General features: G+C 70.7%; 18 protein-coding genes. 6 read left to right on the top strand and 12 right to left on the bottom strand.

Annotated elements, in window-relative coordinates:
• Positions 1-281: 281 nt before the first annotated feature.
• The 4 genes from IEZ31_RS01185 to IEZ31_RS01170 form a co-directional block, all read right to left on the bottom strand.
• The gene (locus IEZ31_RS01185; RefSeq protein ID WP_190247779.1) at positions 282-1,826 is read right to left on the bottom strand and encodes a DUF2079 domain-containing protein; all 1,545 of its coding nucleotides are present in this window, start codon (positions 1,824-1,826) and stop codon (positions 282-284) included.
• A 26-nt stretch (positions 1,827-1,852) separates the two neighbouring features.
• Positions 1,853-3,433 (bottom strand): AMP-binding protein, encoded by a 1,581-nt coding sequence (locus IEZ31_RS01180; protein ID WP_190247778.1) that lies wholly within the window; start codon positions 3,431-3,433, stop codon positions 1,853-1,855.
• 184 nt (positions 3,434-3,617) lie between these two features.
• Entirely contained in the window at positions 3,618-4,340 is a 723-nt protein-coding gene (locus tag IEZ31_RS01175) for a polysaccharide deacetylase family protein (protein WP_190247777.1), read from the bottom strand.
• Entirely contained in the window at positions 4,337-5,119 is a 783-nt protein-coding gene (locus tag IEZ31_RS01170; protein WP_190247776.1) for a glycosyltransferase family 2 protein, read from the bottom strand. Before IEZ31_RS01170 ends, IEZ31_RS01175 begins: the two co-directional genes overlap by 4 nt.
• 373 nt (positions 5,120-5,492) lie before the next feature.
• Between IEZ31_RS01170 and IEZ31_RS01165 the strand changes: the two genes are divergently transcribed.
• The gene (locus IEZ31_RS01165) at positions 5,493-7,931 is read left to right on the top strand and encodes an alpha/beta hydrolase family protein (protein ID WP_190247775.1); all 2,439 of its coding nucleotides are present in this window, start codon (positions 5,493-5,495) and stop codon (positions 7,929-7,931) included.
• 73 nt (positions 7,932-8,004) lie between these two features.
• Here IEZ31_RS01165 and IEZ31_RS01160 read toward each other — a convergent pair whose 3' ends face one another.
• Positions 8,005-8,826 (bottom strand): SAM-dependent methyltransferase, encoded by an 822-nt coding sequence (locus IEZ31_RS01160; RefSeq protein WP_190247774.1) that lies wholly within the window; start codon positions 8,824-8,826, stop codon positions 8,005-8,007.
• A gap of 87 nt (positions 8,827-8,913) precedes the next feature.
• Between IEZ31_RS01160 and IEZ31_RS01155 the strand changes: the two genes are divergently transcribed.
• Positions 8,914-9,339, top strand: coding sequence for a nuclear transport factor 2 family protein (locus tag IEZ31_RS01155; RefSeq protein WP_190247773.1), 426 nt, complete (start codon positions 8,914-8,916; stop codon positions 9,337-9,339).
• A gap of 135 nt (positions 9,340-9,474) precedes the next feature.
• Positions 9,475-10,749, top strand: coding sequence for a glycosyltransferase 87 family protein (locus IEZ31_RS01150; RefSeq protein ID WP_190247772.1), 1,275 nt, complete (start codon positions 9,475-9,477; stop codon positions 10,747-10,749).
• Between the two features lie 36 nt (positions 10,750-10,785).
• Here the strand turns inward: IEZ31_RS01150 and IEZ31_RS01145 are convergent, their stop codons facing one another.
• From IEZ31_RS01145 to IEZ31_RS01130, 4 genes are all read right to left on the bottom strand, one after another.
• Positions 10,786-11,493, bottom strand: a complete 708-nt coding sequence (locus tag IEZ31_RS01145) for a DUF4386 domain-containing protein (protein WP_190247771.1) — start codon at positions 11,491-11,493, stop codon at positions 10,786-10,788.
• A gap of 53 nt (positions 11,494-11,546) precedes the next feature.
• Positions 11,547-11,963: a hypothetical protein gene (locus IEZ31_RS01140; RefSeq protein ID WP_190247800.1), complete on the bottom strand. Its 417-nt coding sequence runs from the start codon at positions 11,961-11,963 to the stop codon at positions 11,547-11,549.
• A 168-nt stretch (positions 11,964-12,131) separates the two neighbouring features.
• Entirely contained in the window at positions 12,132-13,289 is a 1,158-nt protein-coding gene (locus tag IEZ31_RS01135) for a cation:proton antiporter (protein ID WP_190247770.1), read from the bottom strand.
• Between the two features lie 207 nt (positions 13,290-13,496).
• Complete coding sequence (locus IEZ31_RS01130) at positions 13,497-13,778, bottom strand: hypothetical protein (protein WP_190247769.1); 282 nt, start codon at positions 13,776-13,778, stop codon at positions 13,497-13,499.
• Positions 13,779-14,122: 344 nt separating this feature from the next.
• Between IEZ31_RS01130 and IEZ31_RS01125 the strand changes: the two genes are divergently transcribed.
• The gene (locus IEZ31_RS01125) at positions 14,123-14,659 is read left to right on the top strand and encodes a GNAT family N-acetyltransferase (RefSeq protein WP_229833914.1); all 537 of its coding nucleotides are present in this window, start codon (positions 14,123-14,125) and stop codon (positions 14,657-14,659) included.
• A gap of 294 nt (positions 14,660-14,953) precedes the next feature.
• On the opposite strand, the gene IEZ31_RS01120 is transcribed toward IEZ31_RS01125, so the two are convergent.
• The 3 genes from IEZ31_RS01120 to IEZ31_RS01110 all read right to left on the bottom strand — a co-directional run bounded on the left by IEZ31_RS01120 (position 14,954) and on the right by IEZ31_RS01110 (position 18,331).
• Positions 14,954-15,802 (bottom strand): ABC transporter permease, encoded by an 849-nt coding sequence (locus IEZ31_RS01120; protein ID WP_190247768.1) that lies wholly within the window; start codon positions 15,800-15,802, stop codon positions 14,954-14,956.
• A gap of 19 nt (positions 15,803-15,821) precedes the next feature.
• Entirely contained in the window at positions 15,822-16,823 is a 1,002-nt protein-coding gene (locus IEZ31_RS01115; RefSeq protein WP_229833912.1) for a Bug family tripartite tricarboxylate transporter substrate binding protein, read from the bottom strand.
• A 548-nt stretch (positions 16,824-17,371) separates the two neighbouring features.
• Positions 17,372-18,331: a LysR family transcriptional regulator gene (locus IEZ31_RS01110; RefSeq protein WP_190247767.1), complete on the bottom strand. Its 960-nt coding sequence runs from the start codon at positions 18,329-18,331 to the stop codon at positions 17,372-17,374.
• A gap of 113 nt (positions 18,332-18,444) precedes the next feature.
• Here IEZ31_RS01110 and IEZ31_RS01105 point away from each other — a divergent pair, with 113 nt between their 5' ends.
• Positions 18,445-19,443, top strand: a complete 999-nt coding sequence (locus tag IEZ31_RS01105) for an ABC transporter permease (protein WP_190247766.1) — start codon at positions 18,445-18,447, stop codon at positions 19,441-19,443.
• 33 nt (positions 19,444-19,476) lie between these two features.
• Positions 19,477-21,231 (top strand): ABC transporter substrate-binding protein, encoded by a 1,755-nt coding sequence (locus IEZ31_RS01100; RefSeq protein ID WP_190247765.1) that lies wholly within the window; start codon positions 19,477-19,479, stop codon positions 21,229-21,231.
• Positions 21,232-21,236: the final 5 nt, after the last annotated feature.

The following is a 21,236-nucleotide window of genomic DNA, read 5'->3' as shown; positions in this document are numbered from 1 at the left end:
TGCCCGGGCGGCGGCGTGGTCTCCAACTGCAGCGGCATCGCCCAGAACAACTGGCAGTTCACCCAGATCACGGCCACCTTCACCGGCTGAGATCGCGACGCAGTGAGCCGGGGGCTGGCCAACCACGTCAGCCCCCGGCGGTCCGGGGAGGCGCCCGGCCAGGCGCTCGCCCTCAGCTCGGCCACGCACGAAGCGCAGGTCGTCGGCCTCCTGCGGTCCGACGACATGTGGATCCAGGAGCGAGCGGTGCAGACGCGTATCGACAGGCCTGACTTCGCCTGTCAGGCGCACGGTGGGGCGGGCGGGGCGAACAGCTCGGGCACGGCGGACGGGTTGTGCAGCACCACGAAGTCGTTCTCCTGGAAGACGATCCGGTAGCCGTGGCTGCGGAGCAGTTCGACCCGTGCGCGCTGGTCGTCGATGCTGCAGAACGGGAACTGTGGTCGCGTGATATCGGCGACGACCCAGGGCGCCCAGCGGGGCGTCCGGTCCCACAGCAGCACCTGTGTGCGGCTGGTCAGCTGCGGCCCGATGCTGGATGCGGTCTCGACCAGTGCCGCGTCGGGGATGTGGGCCGCGGCGTGTGCCGCCGCGCGCATGTCGTCGGTCTGCCGCCAGGCCGACGTGCGGAACAGTTCACGGAAGGCGAAGTTGGGCAGGGCCACCCCGGCAACGGTCACCACGGTGACCGTCCAGGCCGTGGCGACGCGTCGGGAGGGCCAGCGGCGGGCAATCCGGGCCGCCCCGTCCACGCCGGCACACAGCAGCGGAATCACCAGGAAGGCGTTGTACTGCGCGCCGGTGCCCCACCAGCCCGGGGACTCGGAGAGCATCCGTTCGGCCAGCAGCGGCAGTGTGACCGCGAGGTAGGGCGACACCAGCGGCGTGAGCGCGCCGACGGCCAGGAGCAGGAGCATGGTGTTGATCTTCGTCGCCGGATGGGTCACGGTGTACCAGGCGTCGACCGGCTGGCTGACGACGTGCCACAGCGCGGCCGGCACGGTGGGGCCGAGATGGTCGTACGACCAGTAGTAGTCGGGCCGGCCGCCGAACGCGGGAATGATCACCTGCGTGGCGAACGCGGTGTAGGCCGGCCCGCCGAGCAGGCAGCCGAGTCCGAGCAGCACATCGCCGCGCCCGGGCGGCCGGCCGCGGTACGGCAGCAGCAGGCACAGCCCGACACCCGCCAAGGCCAGGCCGAGGTCCTCCTTGACGCACAACACGGCCGCGGCGGCCAGCGCGAGCCGCCACCCGCGCCCGGCCCCGTGGCGCAGCATGGAGAGCTGGTCGAAGAGCACCGCCAGCAGCAGCGGGGCGAATGCGACCTCGTGGAAGTCGAAGCTGACCGCACCGGCCACCGGCCACGACAGCGCGTACGCCGCGGCGGCACCGTACGCCGCGGTGACACCCAGCTCGCGCCGGGTGAACCGCCACAGCGGCGCGATCGCACAGGCCAGCAGCACGGCCTGCGCCACCAGGAGCGTGCGGGGATCGTCATATACCAGGTACAGCGGGGCGAGGAGGACAAGGACCGGCGACACGTGATCGCCCAGCACGCTGAAATCAGGGCCGAATCCGTTGTGGACGCCCTTGACGATCGCCACCGGAAGCTGCCCGTGGGCGTAGGACCGCACGGCCTGGTCGAAGATGACCAGGTCGTACGTCGATGCGCGCCACGTACGGAACCGGTTGAGTGACACGGTCGCGTACAGCAGTGACGCGGCGAGCATCAACGCGGTCAGCGCGACGGTATGGCCCCGCTCACGGCGCGAACCGACCGGTGCGACACCGTCGTCGGAGGCAATCGCCGGACGCTGCCTCGTCACGCGCCCGCCGGCGCCGGAATCGTCGCTCAGGACTGGGCGCGTTCGCGCTGGCGGAGCTCGCGGCGCAGGATCTTGCCGGAGGCCGCCTTCGGGATCGCGTCGAGGAGCTCCACGCGGCGGACCTTCTTGTACGGGGCGACCAGCCCGGCCACGTAGTCCATCACCGCCTCCGCGGTGAGCGCCGCGCCCGGCATCGGCACCACGAACGCCTTCGGGATCTCGGCGTTGTCGTCGTCGTAGACGCCGATGACGGCCGCGTCGGCGATGTCCGGGTGGCCCAGCAGCAGCGCCTCCAGCTCGGCCGGGGCGACCTGGTAGCCCTTGTACTTGATGAGCTCCTTGACCCGGTCGACGATGAACCAGTTGCCGTCGGCGTCGACGCGGGCGATGTCGCCGGTGTGCAGCCACCCGTCGGCGTCGATCATCGCGTCGGTGTCCTCGGGGCGCCCGAAGTACCCCAGCATCACCTGCGGGCCGCGGATCCACAGCTCGCCGGGTTCGCCGGCGGCCACGTCGGCTTCGCTGGCCACGTCGACGAGGCGCGCCTGCGTCGACGGGAACAGGCTGCCCACGCAGGCCGGCGGCTCGTCGGCGGCGCCGTCGACGTGGATGTGCGAGCCGGGCGACAGCTCCGTCATCCCGTACGCCTGGCCGATCTCCACCCCGAGCCGCTCGGCGACGGCGGCCTGCAGCGCGGCGTCGAGCGGGGCCGCGGCGCAGATGATCCGCTTGAGGTGCGACAGGTCGAGTTGGCCGACCTTGGGGTGCTTGGCGAGCACCAGCATGACCGGCGGCGCGAGGTAGGCGTGCGTGATCCGGTCGCGCTCCAGGCTGGTGAGGAACGCGTCGAGGTCGAAGCGCGGGTGCACGTAGACGGTGGCGCCGCGCATGAGGGCGTTGTTGAGCAGCACCGCCATGCCGTAGATGTGGAAGAACGGCAGGATGGCGATGATGCGGTCGCCCTCGTCGATGCGGTGCAGTCCGGCGATCTGCTCCAGGTTCGTGCTGATGTTGCGGTGCGAGAGCATCACGCCCTTGGGCACGCCCGTGGTACCGCTGGAGTACGGCAGCACGGCGACGCCCGTGGCCGGGTCGACGGCGGGCGCCGGCGCCGCCCCGTCGCGCAGCAGGCCAAGTACCGAGCGGTGCCCCTCGGCCTCGTCGCAGACGAGCACCTCGATCGCCGTGCCGGTCTCGGCCCGCACCCGCTCGGCCGCGTCCCGCGCCGCCGGGAGCAGCGCCGACACCGTCACCAGCAGCCGCGCCTTGGCGTCGACGAGCTGCTTGGCGATCTCCGGCGCGGTGGCGAGCGGCGAGAGCGTCGTGACGGTGCCGCCGGCGCGGGTGGTGGCGTAGAAGACGACCGGGAACAGCACCGTGTTCGGCGAGTGCAGGGCGACGACGTCGCCGGCGCCGATGCCCTCGGCGGACAGCCCGGCGGCGAGCCGCTCGACGAGTACGGCCAGCTCGCCGTAGGTGATCGTGCGCCCGGAGACCGCGTCGACCAGCGCGGGCAGCGCGCCTCGGGCGGCGGCCCGGCCGAGCACCCGGTCATGGATGAGCTCGTCGACCACGGCCACGTCCGGATACCTGCTGCTGTAGATCATCGCCGCCCTCCCACGCCGGTGTGTTGCCGGACAGCATGATCGGCCGGGCTGGCGCGGTCAAGGCGGGGCGGCGACTTGACCTTCACTCTGCGTGAAGACCCAAGGTGGACGGGCCCGTCCGAGTAGAGTCGGCGCACCGAGGCGTCGCGGCACGCGGGCACGGTCCGGTGCCACGGCCGGAACCCTACCCGGCGGTCTGGTACGCGGGCACGCCGAGCAGCTCGTCCACCGTCACGAACCGGTAGCCGCGGGCCAGCAGCCCCTCGATCGTCGCGCGCACCGCGACGACCGTCTCGGTGCGGTCGCCGCCGCGGCCGTCGAACCCGTCGTGGAAGATGAGGATCGAACCGGGGCGCGTCTTGGCGATGGCGCGGCGGGCCATCCGGGCGCCGGACGGCTGGAACACCTCCAGCGCGTGGCCGAACTCGCCGGCGACCGGGTGCAGGCCGCCCCGGCGCAGCATCCGCAGCAGCGCCGGCTGCCGCCACAGCCACGGTGTGCGGGCCAGCGCCGGGGTCCGGCCGGTGATGCGCGCCAAAATGCCCTGGGTCCGCGCGACCTCCCGCTCGAACGCCCTCGGCCGCAGGTACGTGCCGAACCGGTGGCTCAGCGAGTGGTTGCCGACGACGTGGCCGGCGTCGATGACGCGCGCGGCGACCTCAGGGTGCCGCTCGGCACACTGTCCGACGTGGAAGAAGGTCGCCCGGATGTCGTGCGCCGCCAGGACGTCGAGGATCTGCGAGGTGTAGGGCTCGTTCGGGCCGTCGTCGAAGGTCAGCGCCACCACCCGCTCGCCGGCCGGGCCGTGGTACGGGTAGTCGCGCGACGACGGGGCGAACGGCGACATCAGCAGCCAGTACAACGTGCCGAGGACGGCCAGGACTACCAGCGCGGCCAGGACGATCACCGCTCCGCCTCCCGGCCGGCCGCCAGGGTCGCCTCGAACGACCCCGCGTCGTCGCGGAACGCCGGCGCCGATCCGAGCACGCGCCGCCCCGCGATCCGGTTCACGGCATACGTCAGCAGATAGTGCACGGGCAGGGTCACGAACAGGTTGTACGCGAGCCCGCGGCTGAGCCGCCGGCCCGACGTGTACGTTGGGTTGCCGTGGTCGTAGACGACCCGGCCCCGCCCGCGCAGCCGGCGCAGCTGGTCGAGTTCGTCGCCGCCCTGCGTCAGGCCGGTGTCGTATCCCGTCCACGCCTCGCGCCGGAAGGCGATGTTCGTGGCGCTTGCGTACACGGCTCGCCCGGTCAGCCGGTGCACGCCGTTGACCGCGCCGAAGAGCGCCCGGCCGTAGTACCGGCCCCAGCGCGGGCCGTCGGCGTACCGGCACGGCCCGACGACCGCGACGATGTGCTCGTCGTCGCGGAACCGTGCGTCGATCCGGCTGAGCCAGTCGCGGCCGTGCACCGTGTCGGCGTCGGTCGACACGACGATCTCACCCCGCGCCTCCTCCGTGCCCCGCTGGCGGGCGTTGCACACCCCCGGCACCGGCTCGGCCACCACCCGCGCGCCGAAGTCGCGGGCGATGCCCGCGGTGTCGTCCGTGCAGTTGTTGTCGACCACGATGACCTCGAACACTCCGTCGAAGTCCTGCTTACGCAGGGACAGGAGCGCATCGGTGAGGTAGCCGGCCTCGTTGAAGCACGGAATGACGACGCTGAACCTGGGCCTCTCTGTCATGCGGACGAGTCTCGGCCGGTACCTCCGCCAAAACGATCCGGATCGCCCCCGAATTCGACCGGGGGCTTTCCCCCCACTGCGCGATGACGATCCCCTAAGCGCCTTCCGGCCGGCGCGCCCGGATCGGCATCACGGCCACGGTCGCCGGCACCTGCGAGCCACCCGTCCCCGTCCTGAACGAGCAGCGCCGGCCGTCCCGGGATCCGGGTGCCAATGCCCGATGAGCGGCATTCGGGCGGTGATGAGCAGCGATCCGAAACGGATTCGTGCCACCTCGTAACCGGGCCGCCTCCCGGAAAGTGATCTTCTGGAACACGCCGTCCCTAGCTTGCTCTCGCGCTGAAGATCACGGCGCGAAAGGAAGAACCTCCAAATGTTCCGGTTACCACCCCTCCGCAACCGGCGTCGATCGGCGGCGACGCTGCCGGTCGCGATCCTCGCGGGCTGCCTGGCGGCGGCCACCCTCGTCGCCGCTCCCGCCGCAGCCGATCCGATCGACGAGTCCGCGAACTCCAACGGCTTCGCCGTCGATACCCTTCCCGACGGCGGTGCCCGGGTGACGCTGCGGCTCAACGAGCCGTTGCCCGTCCGCAACGCCGTCCCGGAACTCGCCGTCGACGGCCGGATCATCGGCCCGGCCAGCGAGTCCCCTGACGGGCTCACCCTCACCGTCGAGACGACCGACATCACCGTCACCGCAGCGAAGCGCGTCGAGGTCGCCTGGAACGGCGTGGTGCCCGGCACCCAGGCGGCGGCGAAGTCCGCCGCCCCGCCCGCGACCGTGAAAAGCCACGGCAAGAAGCCGGTCTACACCGATCCCGCGCAGCCCGGGCCGTACCCGGTCGAGCGCCTCGACTACGACCTCGGGGACACCGCGACGACGCTGTCCGGCCTCAGCGACCTGCCCGTCGAGATGCGGGCGGCGGTCTACGCGCCGGCCGGGGCGAAGGGCAAGCGGCCGGTCGTCGTGTTCCTGCACGGGCGGCACTCGGCCTGCTACAACCCGACGACCCGGCAGACCAACAACACCAACTGGCCGTGCGCGGCCGACTTCATCCCCATCGACAGCTATCTGGGGTACACCGAGACCGCGGAGGCGCTCGCCACGCACGGCTACGTCGTCGTGTCGATCAGCGCCAACGGCATCAACGCCAAGGACGCCAGCTTCACCGACGACAACGGGGCGCTGGCCCGCGGGCAGCTGGTCATGGCGCACCTGGACCTGCTGGCGTCGAGGAACGACTCCAAGGGGCCGAAGCGCCACCCGCTGTCGGGGCGGCTGGACCTGGACAACGTCGGGCTGATGGGGCACTCCCGCGGCGGCGAGGGCGTCGTCGAGGCCGCGCTGCTCAACGCCGAGCGGAAGCAGCAGTACGGCATCCGGGCCGTGCTGCCGCTCGCGCCGGTCGACTTCGGCCGGGCGACGCTGCCGGGCGTGCCGATGGCGGTGATCCTGCCGTACTGCGACGGCGACGTCTCCAACCAGCAGGGGCAGCACTTCTACGACGACACCCGCTACTCCTACCGCGACGACGTGCTGCGCTCGTCGCTGATGGTCATGGGCGCCGACCACAACTTCTTCAACACCGAGTGGACGCCCGGCGTGTCGGTCGCGCCGTCCAGCGACGACTGGTCGCCGGCCAACGACGAGGTGTGCGGCAGCGCCAGCCCGAGCCGGCTGACCGCGGCCGAGCAGCGGGCCGTCGGCACCGCCTACATGGCCGGCTTCTTCCGGCTCGTGCAGGGCAAGGAGGAGGCGTTCCTGCCGCTGTTCGACGGCACCAACGGTACCGTTGCATCGACCGGACGCGCCGTCGTCTACTCGGAGGCCCAGCAGCCCCGCACGTCCCGGACGGACGTGGCGCCGCTGGAACGTCCGGCCCCGAACGTCACGATGTCCGGCTTCGACCTCGGGGCGTACTGCTACAGCGTGGCCGCGCGGGTGCTCCCCGGCGACACCCCGTGCTCGTCGACCACCGCGACGTCGAAGGTCCCGCACTGGACGCCGGCGACGTTCGCGCCGTCGGTGCCGCTCAGCCCGGTCCTGCGGCTGCAGTGGAGCGCCGCGTCGGTCTCGCCGGCGCTGCAGGTCGCGCTGGCACCGGGACAGTTCGACGTCAACCGGTACGACGCGCTGACGTTCCGGGCGGCGCGGGACGAGTCCGCGGTCGGCGACGTCGACCTCGACGTCACGATCGTCGACGGCAAGGGCCGTTCCGCGACCGTGCGGGTCGGCGACGTCAGCCCGGCCCTGACCCCGTTCCCGGCCTCGACGAACACGGCGAACGGGATCAGCCGGCTGGGTAAGACCTGGCTGCGCACGGTCCGGGTGCCGCTCGACGCGCTGCCGAAGATCGACCTGAAGAACGTCCGGTCCATCACGGTACGGCCGGCGACCCCGACCGGCGGGGTGTACCTGTCGGACTTCACCTTCGACACGCCGGCCGTCGGCGGCGGCGTGGCGACGCGGGCGGAACTGGCCAGCATCGCCGACGCCACCGTCGCCGAGGGCAACGGACCGGGCACCGCGACGATGCGGCTCACGCTGAGCAAGGCGCTGAAGGACCCGGCCACGGTCCAGGTGCAGACGTCGGCAAGCGGATCCGCGACCGCCGGGCAGGTGCCGGCGCTGTCGTTCCCCGTCACCATCCCGAAGGGGGTGAGCAGCGTGACGATCGCGGTGCCGCTCACCGGCAACACCACCGTCAACACGGCGTCCCTGCGGTACAAGATCACGATCTCGGCACCCGTCGGCGTCGCGATCGGGGACGGCTTCGCCTGGCTGACCGTGCTCGACGACGACACCGCCTGACGTACCACCCGGCAACGAACGGCGTCCGGGCCGAGATCCACCTCGGCCCGGACGGCGCCGGCCGCGCGGGTGATCAGGGCAGCTTGCCCACCGCGCCGTAGACGGCGACCTCCGCGCCGGTCGGTCGCGGCGGCGGCTCGTTCTCCGAGCGCCAGTCGTTGACCAGCACGACGCCGGGGTCGACCAGCTCCAGCCCGTCGAACAGGGCACTGAACTCGGCTCTGTCCCGCGGCCAGATGTCGGTCTGGCCGCTGGCGAGCATCCGGTCATACAGCTCGACGACCTGCGGCGGCGACGGGTCCTTCGTCGCGTTGCTCGCGACCAGGTAGCTCCCCGACGGCAGAGCCTCGAGCAGCTCGCGCACGATCGGCACGCCGGCGCCTTCGCCGTGGATGAAGTGCAGCACCGCGACGAGCATGAGCCCGACCGGCTGGCTGAGGTCGAGCGTCGAGCGCAGCTCCGGGTGGGCCAGAATGCGGCCCGGGTCGCGCAGGTCCGCCTCCAGGTAGGCGGTGCGGCCCTCGGGCGCGCTGGTCAGCAGCGCCCGGGCGTGGACCATCACCATGGGGTCGTTGTCGACATACACCACGCGGGTCTGCGGCGCGATGGACTGCGCGACCTCATGGGTGTTGTCCGCGGTCGGCAGGCCCGTGCCGATGTCCAGGAACTGCCGGATGCCCACCTCGCCGGCGAGATAGCGCACCGTCCGCTGGAGAAACCTGCGGTTCTCACGCGCGGCGATCGGCGCGCTCGGCCAGGCTGCCGCGATCGCGTCGGCGGATGCGCGATCGGCGGCGAAGTTGTCCTTGCCGCCGAGCCAGTAGTTGTAGCGCCGCGCGGGGTGTGCAACAGCGGTGTCGATCGGCTCAGTGGACACGACGACAGCGTAGTGCATCGCCCGGATCGCCGGTGCCCTGCCGAAGCAGGTGCCGCGCCGCCGTGTTCCCGCCGCAGCAGTACGTCGGGGGAGCTATAATGGAGAGTGGCTCTTACGCATAAGGAAGTCTTCGAGCGGTACATGTACGCCGGCGCGATCACCCGGAACCCGGACGCGATCGCAGCGATGTTCACCGAGGACGGTGTGTACGACTCGCCGCTGGCTCCCGACGACCATCCGCTCCGGCACCTGGTGGGCCGCGATGCGATCCGGGCCGGAACCAGCGTGTATCACCAGCAGCCGACCTACCAGGCCACGATGAACCTGGAACGGTCCGCCTACGTCCTGCACGACACCGCGGATCCCGATGTGTTCATCGCCGAGATCGACGTCGCCTTCGACGAAGCCGACGGGCGGCGCACGACGATGTCGCTCCTGCAGATCTTCCGCCTCCGTGACGGGCAGATCGCCAAGCTCCGTGACTACTTCTCGGAGCTGCCATCCGTAGTCTCCGACGGCCCCCCGAGCTGATCCCCTGGGTCTTTCGTGCGAGACGTGTTAGTCGCGCCGATCGCCGGGCAGTCGTGATCCCGCTGCCGGGGTACCGCCCGGCTTGAGCCGAACGCTTCGCCGCGCAGCGACGGCTGATCGTGGGGTGACGCGGGCGTGAAACGGTTGCGGGCGTGGGTCGGGCTCGTCATGCTGGCCTTCGGGGTGGCCGCCTTCGTCGCGGCGTCCGCACGCTGGCAGGGGCTGTTCGATCTCCGCGTGTACCACGGCGCGGTGCGGTCGTGGCTGCACGGCGGCGACCTCTATGCGTACCGGCAACCGGCCCCGACCCGCGCGTTCGGCTTCACCTACCCGCCGTTCGCCGCGCTCGTCATGGTGCCGCTGGCCGCGGCCGCGTTGCCGGTCGCCGCGGTGCTCCTCGCCGTGGCGTCGCTGTCCGGCACCGTGGCCTTGCTGTGGCGGCGGCTCCACCGGCCCCTGCCGGTGCTGGCCGGGGTGGTGCTGCTGTTCGCGACCGAGCCGTGGCGGGACACGCTGAGCCTGGGCCAGATCAACCTGGTACTGCTGGCAATGGTCGGGGTCGACCTGCTGTTCCTCCTCGACCGGCGCCCCGCCGCGGGCGTCCTCATCGGTATCGCCGCTGGCATCAAGCTCGTCCCGGCGCTGTTCGTCGTCTATCTCGTCCTCACCCGCCGGTACCGGGCGGCGCTCGTCGCCGGCGGCACCGCCCTGGTGACGGTCTGCCTCGGTTGGCTCGTCGCACCCGGCGCCTCCCGCGCATACTGGACGGATCTGCTGTGGCAGACCGACCGGGTCGGCGACATCGTGGTGGTCGGCAACCAGTCGATGTCCGGCGCACTGCACCGGCTGCACCTGACGGCCGCGTGGCCGGCGCTCGTCGCCGTGGTGCTGGCGGTATGGGCGTTCCGGGTCCGCAAGGCGGGTGCGCTACCCGACCACTGGGCCGGCCTGGCCCTCACCGGCGTGGCGATGTGCCTGGTCAGCCCGATCAGCTGGGTGCATCACCTGGTCTGGCAACTGCCGGCGGTGCTGATCCTGCTCGACAGCGGCGCCACCGGCTGGCGCAGACACTGGTTCCGGCTGCTCGCCGTGGGCGTCTACGCCATGATGGCCACCAAGGTCGTGTGGCTCTTCGAGGACCCCGACACCGTGGGCTACCAGGTCGGCTCGAACATCCACGCCATCACCGGGCTGGTGCTGCTGACGGCCGTCCCGATCCGGCCCGCACGACCCGGCAGCGGACCCGAGCGACGGTATCGACGGCGCCTGCGTATCGCGCGGGACCCCTACCGAGGCGACCGGGAAGGCAGTGACCATGTCCGGACGGCGGACCGGTTGGGCTCCACCGGCAGCGACCGCGGCGCCCATCGCCCGCCGCGGCAGCAGCGTGCGTCGACGCACCCGGAGTAGCTTCTTGGGCTGCTGATTCGCGCGTCGGGCAACGCCTCAGCTCGCCACCGGCGCCGGCGTGCGAACGGTTGGCGGCGCTTCGTCCGGTGCCTGCCGGCGCACGCCGCGGATGAGCAGGTAGCCGATCATCCAGAACTCGCCGACGGAGGCGGGATACGCAAGTGCCTCGGCGACGACTTGCGCGTCCGGGACGAGGTATCTGATGAACGCGCTGAGCACGTACCCGACGCCGCCGCCGACGAGGATCCAGCCCAAGACGCGGGGCATCCAGCGCGATTGCAGCACGCACCAGCCCATGGGTACCAGCCACAGGCCGAAGAACAGTGCTCCCACGCCCCACAGGCTGTCGCTGACCAGGTACAGCACCTGGACGTTGGCGGCCGCGTCGCCGACCGGGTCGACCGCTACCTCGACCGCCGTGGCCAGCAGTGCCGCGCTCACGAGGCCCACGATCGCGTTGACCAGGCCGAAGGCGGCGATCCCGCGCGCGGCGAAGGAGTCTGCGGTGCGGAACAGGCGACAGAACCAGACGGCGGCGAGGGTCTGGGTGACGACCATGCCCAGTTCCAAGGCAACGCCGGCGCGGGCGAGCGACTCGTGCGTAACCAGGTTGGCCAGTGTCGCATCGGGGTCGTCGGCCGCGAAGAGCTGCGGGCGGACAATGAGGAACCCGAGAATGCCGGTGATGGCATTGCCGAGGTAGAACAGCCCGGTCATGCGGGCGGTACGGGTCAGCGCGGGCATCGTGGCTCCGTCTCGATCCGGGCGAGGCATTGAGGGGTTTGCGGGCGCTGCTGTCAGCCCCGCCGGTACGCGACGATCTTCACCACTGCCGAGGTCAGCGCGGCCAGAACGAACGCCAGGTAGAGCGCGTGCGCGATCCAGAAGTGCTCGACCTTCGCCATCGCCAGGACCAGCGGCACGATCGCGGCGGTGCTCATGACGTAGAACCCGACGTACTCACCCCGCCGATTGATCTCCCGATCGCGCTCGTCGGTCCTGTCCGCATCCTTGGGCGAGGCCATGGCAGTCACGATGGCCAGGACGATGCCCGCGCCGATCCCGACGCCGATCGCAGTGAGCATCGGCCCCACGTAGGCGATCCTCGCCACGTCCGTACCCGGCACCTTGGACAGTACGGTCGCCAGGTAGGCGACCGGGACGACGACGCCGACCACGGCGTAAATCCAGGTGCGCTTCTCCTCGGAGGACATGTCCCGCTCCTCATGTATGAAAAACTTGACATCTCGAATGTAAAGAAGGCCCGACATGGTGTCAAGAATCTTTAACCCAGTCCCGGAGCTGGTCCCGGCCGAGCGGCACGGGCCAGCGGTGGCGGTTGGGGCCAGGCGTCCCGAAGGCCCGGGTGCTGGGACGGCCACTCATCCGGTAGGGCCGGGCCGGGGCGCTGCGGCCGGTCCGGCCCGTGCGGCGAGGACCGCCGCGGCGGTCGCGACGGTGATGGTGATCAGCGCGCCGAGGATCAGCGCGGCGGGTTCGCCGTCGGCCAGCAAGTGCTCCTGCGTGCCGAGGGTCGCCGCGGCGACGGGCACACCGACCTGGGCGGTGGCGAGGCCCGCCAGGGGGGCCGGTTGCCCGGTTGTCCGTGCGACGAGATGCGTCAGCGTTGCGCCGACGCCGAGGGCGATGCCGAGCCCGATCAGCGCCGGCCGGTGGCCGAGTGCGGCGAGGTCGAGCGACGCGCCGAGCCAGACGAAGAACACCGGGCCGATGAACCCTTCGGTGACCGCGAACAGTTGGCGCGCGAGTCGGCGCGGCTCACCGACGGCGGCCACGGCGAGTCCGAAGCCGAACCCGGCGAGCATGATCGAGACCCGGGTTGCCTGCGCCACCGCGCCGAGGCCGAACAGCAGGGCCAGATTGATCCGCAGTTCCAGCGCGAACTTTCGCCGCGCGGACAGTTGGTGGACCGCCTTGCGCCACCCCCGGCGCTCCGCCAGCCGCAGCACGGCGAACAGCCCGATGGTGCAGACGATGAGCACGGCCGCGCCGAGAGCTGACTGACCGGCCCGCGCCGGGTCGATCGCCAGCGGCAGCGCGATGATGCAGACGGCGTCGGCGAGCGCAACCTGAGGCAGCAACTGCAGGACCGGCGGGCCGGTCAGCTGCATCGCATCGACGATCGGCAGGACCAGCGCAGCCGAGGACGACGCGAGAAGCACCGCGTAGAGGGCAACGTGTCCGGTCCCGAACGCGCGGGCGATCACGAACGCGACGGGAACCGCCGCCGCGGCGACGAGCGCCGCGCGCAGGGCCCCCAGCGGCAGTGCCGTCCGCAACGCCGGGTCGCGGACCGGCACGTGCGAACCCGCAACGAACATGACCAGCGCGAAGCCGATGTTGGCCAGGAACGTGAAGGACGCGTCGTCGGCGTGCAGCACACCCGCTCCCGACGGGCCGAGTGCCACCCCCGCCAGCAACTCCCCGACGACGACGGGCGGTCCCCAACGCCGAGACAACGCCAGCAGTGGACCGGCCAGGCCGGCCACACAGATCAGCGCCAACAGACCGAGGCTCATCCTCCCGGCTGTACCCCTCCCGTCCTCTTCCCCGGACCTCACCCACAGCATGGCCCGCGGATGGCGGATCTGCTCACGGCCGTCGGAGAAGTCACCTACCCGGCCGTCTGCCGGCAGCGCAGACGCCGTGCAACGGTGCTTCGACCGTGCCGGCGACTCGCGGCGACGGGTGAGGTGGTCCGGGGGCGGCGCCCGCGGGCGGGGCGTTCAGGTGGCGTCAGCAGCGCCGATGGCCAGGACCTCGACGAGCGGGTGGCCCTGCGCGTCGGCGTCGTCGCCGGCGGGTGGATCAAGTTCGAGGCGGCGCAGGACGTCGGCGTACGCGGCAGGCGGCGCCCCGTGCTGCAGGCCCAGCGTGATCACGGTGGCGAGCGCGTCGGCCAACCCGGCGAGCGTCGAGCCGTGGATCCCGGCCCGCAGGTCCACCCGGCACAGCACACCATCGGGTGTGTGCCCGGTGGTCATCGCGCCCGCCGTACCGCCGATCATGAAGTCCACCGTGCGCCCGGCCAGCCGCCGATCGCGTGGCGAAGGTACCGGCAACGACATCCTCGGCATCGGCCCACCCCGTTCGATCCGACCGGCCCCCGAAAGGCCGGTGACGACACGCACCGTAGGACACTCGCGACCCCGCCGACAGCACCGACACGACTTGAAATCGAACACGTGTCGGACACGCCGATGGGCACCGTACGACACGCCGAAGCGGCACGCTTTGTCGCGTCCGCCTGAATCTTGCGAACGTCCGGGTTTCGTCAGTGGTGTCGACCGATGGACTCCATCGCCAGCCTGGAAAGGCGTTGACGAGGGTCAGCGAAGAGTCCGATGGTTCCATGGTGATGATTCGACGTGAACTTCCCGATGATGTCGAGGTGATCCGTGCGGTCACGGCCGCCGCGTTCCGTGGCGTCGCGCACAGCGCACCGCCGGCGGAGCCGGGTGGAGATCCGGGCGAAGCGACCCTGGTCTCGCGGTTGCGAGACGATGCCAGTTGGGTTGCGCAGCTGTCGTTGGTCGCGGTCGAGGACAACCTCGTGGTCGGCCACGTGGTCGCTACCCGTGCCCATGTCGATGCCCAGCCGGCTCTTGGTCTCGGGCCCCTGAGCGTTCTCCCGCACCGGCAGAGAGCCGGTATCGGTGCTGCCCTGATGCACGCCGTTCTGGGTGCTGCCGACGCGCTCGGCGAGCCCCTGATCGGGCTGGTGGGCGACCCTGCCTTCTACCATCGTTTCGGCTTTGTTCCCTCCCGGTCGATTGGGATTACCGCGCCGGACTCATCATGGGGTGACTACTTCCAGGTCCGGACCCTCGCCCAGTACGACGGCATGACTGGCCACTTCTCCTATGCCGGCCCATTCGACCGGCTGTGACCAAGGCAGCATCGGCCTCGGGCCACGACCTGACTCGAGCACCGGGATTTCCTGATCGGTGCCGCGGCATCACTGGCGGAGACCACAACATCGATCACGGCGCGTCGGTGATGGCCTGACAACTCCAACTGCCCCACGCCCTAGACACGCTTGAGGGCTCCGATCCACTTACCTCAGCAGGCCCGCAGCCGCAAGGTCGAGCGACCCGCCTGACACGCCGATCCACGGATCACCGATGAGTTCGACCGGCACGCCGAGTCATAGCCAGCACGATGACCCTACGGAAAGGTTCGCTCATCGTGACCGGCGGAGCCATTGTTCGAGGTTTGTCAGGATTACCTTGCCGCCGACCGCGATCGCGGTGATCACGATCATCGCGGCGAGAATGCCGGTCGCGTCGAAGGTTGCCTCGCCGTAGCGGACGAGCAGGCCCAGTCCCTTTCGCCCGCCGATGAACTCTGCCATGATCGCCCCGATCCAAGCGAGCTCGGCGGCCGAGCGTAGCCCAGCGACGATCCGCGTGGCGGCGAGCGGCACGATGACCGTCGTGACGCGGGCGACGGCGCCCACCCCGAACAGCTCGGCTTCCTGCAGCATCCGCGTGTCGACCTCGCGGATGCCGCTGAACGTGGCGAAGAAGGTGGCGAAGAAGATGATGGCGATGACGGTCGCCACCTTCGAGGACGTGCCCAGTTCGAACCAGATGAAGAACAAGGTGACCAGGACGATGCTGGGGACGATGTTGGCGGCCCTGATCAAGGGGCCGAAGAAGTCGGCGAGCACGCGACTGGCACCGACCAGGATGCCGCACAGGATGCCGGCGATCCCGCCCACGCCGAGGCCGACGGCGGACTCCCGCAAGGATGTCAGGATCTGTTCCCAGACGGAGCCGATCGGCGTGCCGGTGGTGAACCATTCGACCAGCCGATGCCACACCGCCGCGGGCGTGCTGTAGAGGAACGGGTCGAGCCAGTACATCCCGGCGAGCTGCCAACCGCCGACCACGATGGCCAGGGCCGTGAGTTGCACCGCCCGGTTCGTGACCCGGCGACGTCGCTCCTGCCGGGCAAGTTTCGCCCTGGCCGCCATGACGACATGCTCGTGAGCGATGGCTTCGCGGGCCGGCCGCGTCGAGTTGATCATGAAAGCCTCCGTCCGGAGCTCAGCCGAGCCCCAACTCCTGCAGCACCTTGGCGACCCGCTCGTTCTCGCTCGTCAGGAACGCGGCGAACTCGTCGCCGGTCATGAACGCGTCGGTCCAGCCCCGCGTCGCCAGCGCGACCTTCCACTCCGCCGAGTCGTGCATCCTCGTGACGAGGTCGACCAGCCGCTGCCGCTGGGCGGCGGACAGGCCCGGTGTCGCAACGAGCCCGCGCCAGTTCGCGAAGACCAGGTCCACGCCCTGCTCCTCGAGGGTGGGTGCGTCGACGCCGGCGACCCGCTTCGCGCCGGTCACCGCGAGGATCTTCACCTCGCCCACCTTGGCCTGCTCGGCGACCTCGCCGATGCCGGTGGCCGCGAAGGCCACCTCGTTGGCGAGGACCGCGGTCAGGAGTTCGCCGCCACCGCCGTAGCTGACGAACTTGACGCGCTTCGGCGCCACTCCGACCGCCTTCGCCAGCAGCATCGGCAACAGGTGATCCGGACCGCCCGGCGCCGACGCGCCACCGACCGGGACCTTCCAGGGATCGGCCTTCCAGGCGGCCACGAGGTCCTGCAAGGTGTTGTACGGCGATTCCTTCGGTACCACCACCGCCTCGACCTCTTCGATGAGCCGGGCGACAGGCACGGTGTCCGTCAGCGTCACCTTGGACCTGTTCGTGTAGACCGCACCGACGACGCCGAGCCCCATCTGCATGAGCAGGTTCTCGTCGCCCTGCTCGTCGACGACGCGCCGCAGGCCCACTGTGCCGCCGGCGCCGGCGACGTTGAAGACCGCCACGTCCCGCGCCAGGCCGGCATCCTGCATGACCTTCGCCGCCGTCCGCGCGGTGGTGTCGTAACCGCTGGCGGGACTGTTGGGCACCAGGATCCGCAGGCCGTCGACCGGACGCCCACCGGCGGCAGCGGACCCGCCGGTGTTCGCACCGCACGCCGACATGGCCGGCCCCATGGTCAGGACCGCCACGGCGGCCCCGACACGGAGCCATCTCCGCTCGCCCACAGATTTCCTTTCCGGATCAGACGATGTCGGGATGAGCGTCGGCGCCGCGATCGCGTCGGCATACACCCGGGCGAAACGGGCCGGCACCGAGGTCGAAGGTCGGCGGCAGCGGTGACAACGCCTGATCGCGGCCGCGTGGTGTCCGGCGTCGCCGTGCGTGGAGCCGGGCGAGTGCCGTTCTGGACGGTGACCGGCCCGCCGCCGCGGTGGCGGGGGCGAGCCGGTCGGCGGGCGGACCGGGATGGGGTCCGTCGGCGGCCACGACGATCGGGTTCACAGGAGGCGTCCTGTTTCGATCGGCGGTGGGAACGATGGCGGAACGTGAGCGCGCATCGGAGTCTCACAGCGGTGGCGGATGTGGGGTCATCACCACCGGCATAACATTTGGCTATGGCTCTCGACGCGCGGCAGCTGCGCGCGATCCACGCCGCAGCCGCCGGACGGCACGTTGCCGGCCAGGCCATTGAGGTCGACCTGGTCTGCGATCCCTCAGGCGCGCCGGACTGATCGTCACGCGGGCCGCACGGGCTGCTCGAAGCCGTTCACGCCTACTCGGTGATCGGGTGTGCTTGGGGGTTGGCGTGCCACCAGCGCTCGAAGGTGGGGTTGTTCGGGACGTGATCGAGGAATGCCTGGGTGACCGCGCGGTAGAGCTGTTCGGTCTCGGTGTGGCTGAACGCGTCGCGGCGCCAGACGACGAGGAGGCGGGCGATCTGCGGCTCGCCGCGCAGCGGCAGGACGGCGGTGCCGGGCGGCTGGGGCCAGGTGGGGTCGACGAGGCGGACGCCGTTGCCGGAGCGCACCAGGGGCTGGCCGGCGCCGCTGGGGGCGTCGTAGCGGATGTCGGGCTCGAACCCGGCCGCCCGGCAGGCGCGGCGTAGCGAGCTCAGCGAGCCGTCGTCCGGCCCGGGCGGGCCGACCCACCGCTCGTCGCGCAGGTCGGCCAGATCGACGCTGTCCTGCCCGGCGAGACGGTGCGACGCGGACACCGCGATGAAGATCGGGTATCGCGGGATGAGGGTGCGGCTGGCCAGCGTGCCGCCCAGCGGGATCTCGAAACCCTCCATGATCCCGACGAGGGCGGCGTCGAGCTGTCCGTGCGTGACGGCGTCGACGAGCAGCCGTGAGGACGGCTCGATCCGCAGGGCGACCTCGGTGCCGGGGAACGCCTCCTTCACCCGGTCGACCAGACTCGCCGCGCAGGCCAGATGCACCGTGCCGAACCGGACGAACCCCGGCGCCCGGTGCGCCTCGCGGAAATCGTCGACGAACGCGTCGACCTCGTTGAGGACCACCCGGGCCCGGCTCAGGACCCGCCGGCCGAGGTCGGTCGGCTCCACACCCGTGCGGCTGCGCACGAACAACACACCACCGAGCAGCTCCTCGATCCGGTGCAACTGCGCGGTGAGCGCCGGCTGCGACAGATTGAGTTGCGCCGCCGCGGCGGTGACGCTACCCGCCTCGGCGATGACGCAGATCGCGCGCAGATGCCGCACGTCGATTCCCATAGCCAAACATTATGCCGCCGGCGATGACCCCTCACCCACAACCGCTGTGAGACTCCGATGCGCGTTCAACATCCACCATCGTTCCCACCGCCGAGCGAAGAGAGCGACCGCGTATGGACCCGATCGTCGTGGCCGCCGACGGACCGCATCCCGGTCCGCCCGTCGACCGGCCCGCCAGCGCCACCGCGGCGGCGGGCCGGTCACCGTCCCGAGTGGCGCTCGCCCGGCTGCGTCGCGACCGTGTCGCGATGGTGTGCGTCGGGATCGTCGTGCTGTTCGTGGCCGTGGCTGTGTTCGCGCCGGCGTTGGCGGCACTGGAGGGTCAGAGCCCGACCGCGCTGCACCAGGATCTCATCGACGACTACGGCTTCCCGACGGTCGGCCCGAGCGCCGAGCACTGGTTCGGTGTCGAGCCGCGGCTCGGCCGTGACCTGTTCGCCCGCTGGGTCTACGGCGCGCGGCCCTCGCTGCTCGTCGCCGGGGCCGCGACGCTCGTGGCCACCGTCGTCGGGTTGGTCGCGGGCATGCTCGCCGGGTTCGTCGGCGGCTGGCTGGACCGGGTCGTGTCCTGGCTCATCGATCTGGTGCTGAGCCTGCCGTACCTGCTGTTCGCCATCGCCACCCCGGCGGTGCTGCTGTCCGTGACCGGCGGCGCGGAGGCACCACCGCAACAGGTGGCCCGCGTGCGCTTCATCTCCTTGATCGTCGTGCTGGCGTTCTTCGGCTGGGCCGGGCTCGCCCGGCTCGTGCGCGGGCAGGTGCTGTCGTTGCGGGAGCACGACTTCGTCGCCGCCGCCGCGGTCCTCGGCCTGCCCACCCGCACGGTGCTGGTGCGGGAGCTGCTGCCCAACCTCGTGGCGCCGGTCGTGGTGTCGGCGTCGCTGTCACTGCCGGGCTACATCGTCGCCGAGGCCGGCCTGACGTTCCTCGGGGTCGGGCTGACCGAGCCGACGCCGTCGTGGGGTGTCACCGTCGCGGCGGCCCAGAACTACTACCGAGCCGATCCGCTGTACCTGTGGCTGCCCGTGCTCGGCATCACCACGCTCGTGCTCACCCTGAGCCTGCTCGGTGACGCCGTGCGGGACGCCTTCGACCCGAAGACGCACCGCTGACCGCCCGTACCCCCCGCAGAATCGAGGCATTGCATGAAGCACGTCAGATCGGTCGCGGTGGTGGTCGCCGTGATCGCCGCCGCGGCCGCCGGTTGCGGCAGCCCGTCGTCGAAGCGGAAATCCGCCGACGACGGCCAGCCCGCCATCGCCACCGACAAGGTCATCATGGACCGCGACGCCAAGGGACCCGCGAAAGAGGTGCCCGGGGCGCGCAAGGGCGGCACGATCACCGTGTACTCCCAGCCGACGCCCAACACGTTCGACCCGACCGACACGTACTACGTCGATGCCAACGAGATCGACAAGCTGGTCTTCCGCACCCCCACCCAGTTCGACATCCGCCCGAACGGCGACGCGGTGCTCGTTCCGGACCTGACCGACCTCGGCACCGTATCGGCCGACAAGCTCACCTGGACGTTCCGGTTCCAGCGCGGCATCAAGTACGCCGACGGCAGCGAGGTCAAGGTCGAGGACATCGCGTACGCCATCAAGCGGTCCTTCGCGCACGACGTGTACCCCAACGGTCCGACGTACCAGATGACCTACTTCAAGGACGGCGACCCGAACAAACCCGGTGCGTACAAGGGTCCGTACACCGGCGGCGACACGTACGCCGGCGTCGAGACCCCCGACCCGGGCACGCTCGTCATCCACCTCGCCCAGCCGTTCCCGGACCTGCCGTTCTACATGAGCTACCCGTTGTTCACGCCGATTCCGAAGGCGAAGGACACCCGGCAGGAGTACAAGAACAAGCCGATGGCGACCGGACCGTACGAGTTCGACAGCTACACCCCCGGCGCCGAGCTCAAGCTCAAGCGCAACCCGAACTGGGACGCGAACACCGACCCGGCCCGCCATCAGTACGTCGACGGCTGGCACTTCAAGTTCGGCGAGCAGGACGTCAAGACCCAGCAGCAGGTCCTCAACAGCAACGGCGCCGACGCCAACGCGCTGAACTACCAGAACATCGATGCATCGCTGCTGCCGCAGCTGAACGGCGCCAAGGCCGGCCAGCTGCTGCGCGGCGCCAGCCCGTGCCACCAGATGACCCAGCTGGACTCGCGCAAGATCCCGCTCGAGGTCCGCAAGGCGATCGCCGTCGCCTACCCGTACGACCAGCTGTGGAAGGCCTCCGGATTCAACGACTACGGCCAGCAGGCTTCCAGCACCATCATGCCGCCGAGCGTCCCCGGCTACCGCGCCTACCCGCCGCTGCCGGGCCTGTCCGGCAAGGGTGCCGGCGACCCCGCCGCGGCGAAGAAGATGCTCACCGACGCCGGCAAGCTCAACTTCGAGGTGAGCTGGTACTACGACAACACCAAGCCGCTGACCCAGCAGACCACGCAGATCCTCTCCGACGCGCTGACCACGGCCGGGTTCACGACCAAGCCGATCGGCGTCTCCACCGCCGAGCTTCGCGGCAAGGTCGGCGACTACAACGCCCCGACCAACCTCGGTGCCTCGCCGTCCGGCTGGTGCTCCGACTGGCCCTCCGGCAGCAGCTGGTTCCCGGTGCTGTTCCAGACGCACAGCATCGCCGACGGCCAGAGCATCGGCATGCTCACCGACAAGGACCTCGACGCCCGGATCAACGCGATCGCCGCGCTCCCGCCGGACGAGGCGGTCGGCAAGTGGGCCGACCTCGACCGCGAGATCATGGGCCGCTACATCGTGTTGCCGCGGTACTACTACAAGGTCGCCATCGTGATGGGCACCAACATCGGCGGCGCGCTCGTCGACTCCACGATGGGCATGCCGAACTACAAGAGCATGTTCCTCAAGGGCTGACCGCC

The sequence above is a fragment of the Dactylosporangium sucinum genome (assembly GCF_014647515.1).
In the GTDB taxonomy this organism is placed as follows: domain Bacteria; phylum Actinomycetota; class Actinomycetes; order Mycobacteriales; family Micromonosporaceae; genus Dactylosporangium; species Dactylosporangium sucinum.
Note: the sequence above shows the minus strand (reverse complement) of the source record. Positions and strands in the feature narration are given on the sequence as shown.

Coding starts and splice junctions, on each gene's coding strand:
- IEZ31_RS01120 (WP_190247768.1), bottom strand. CDS start 15,802: ATGATCAACTCGACGCGGCCGGCCCGCGAAGCCATCGCTCACGAGCAT.
- IEZ31_RS01105 (WP_190247766.1), top strand. CDS start 18,445: ATGGACCCGATCGTCGTGGCCGCCGACGGACCGCATCCCGGTCCGCCC.
- IEZ31_RS01100 (WP_190247765.1), top strand. CDS start 19,477: ATGAAGCACGTCAGATCGGTCGCGGTGGTGGTCGCCGTGATCGCCGCC.
- IEZ31_RS01170 (WP_190247776.1), bottom strand. CDS start 5,119: ATGACAGAGAGGCCCAGGTTCAGCGTCGTCATTCCGTGCTTCAACGAG.
- IEZ31_RS01140 (WP_190247800.1), bottom strand. CDS start 11,963: ATGTCCTCCGAGGAGAAGCGCACCTGGATTTACGCCGTGGTCGGCGTC.
- IEZ31_RS01160 (WP_190247774.1), bottom strand. CDS start 8,826: ATGCACTACGCTGTCGTCGTGTCCACTGAGCCGATCGACACCGCTGTT.
- IEZ31_RS01180 (WP_190247778.1), bottom strand. CDS start 3,433: ATGATCTACAGCAGCAGGTATCCGGACGTGGCCGTGGTCGACGAGCTC.
- IEZ31_RS01110 (WP_190247767.1), bottom strand. CDS start 18,331: ATGGGAATCGACGTGCGGCATCTGCGCGCGATCTGCGTCATCGCCGAG.
- IEZ31_RS01145 (WP_190247771.1), bottom strand. CDS start 11,493: ATGCCCGCGCTGACCCGTACCGCCCGCATGACCGGGCTGTTCTACCTC.
- IEZ31_RS01125 (WP_229833914.1), top strand. CDS start 14,123: ATGGTGATGATTCGACGTGAACTTCCCGATGATGTCGAGGTGATCCGT.
- IEZ31_RS01130 (WP_190247769.1), bottom strand. CDS start 13,778: ATGATCGGCGGTACGGCGGGCGCGATGACCACCGGGCACACACCCGAT.
- IEZ31_RS01165 (WP_190247775.1), top strand. CDS start 5,493: ATGTTCCGGTTACCACCCCTCCGCAACCGGCGTCGATCGGCGGCGACG.
- IEZ31_RS01135 (WP_190247770.1), bottom strand. CDS start 13,289: ATGAGCCTCGGTCTGTTGGCGCTGATCTGTGTGGCCGGCCTGGCCGGT.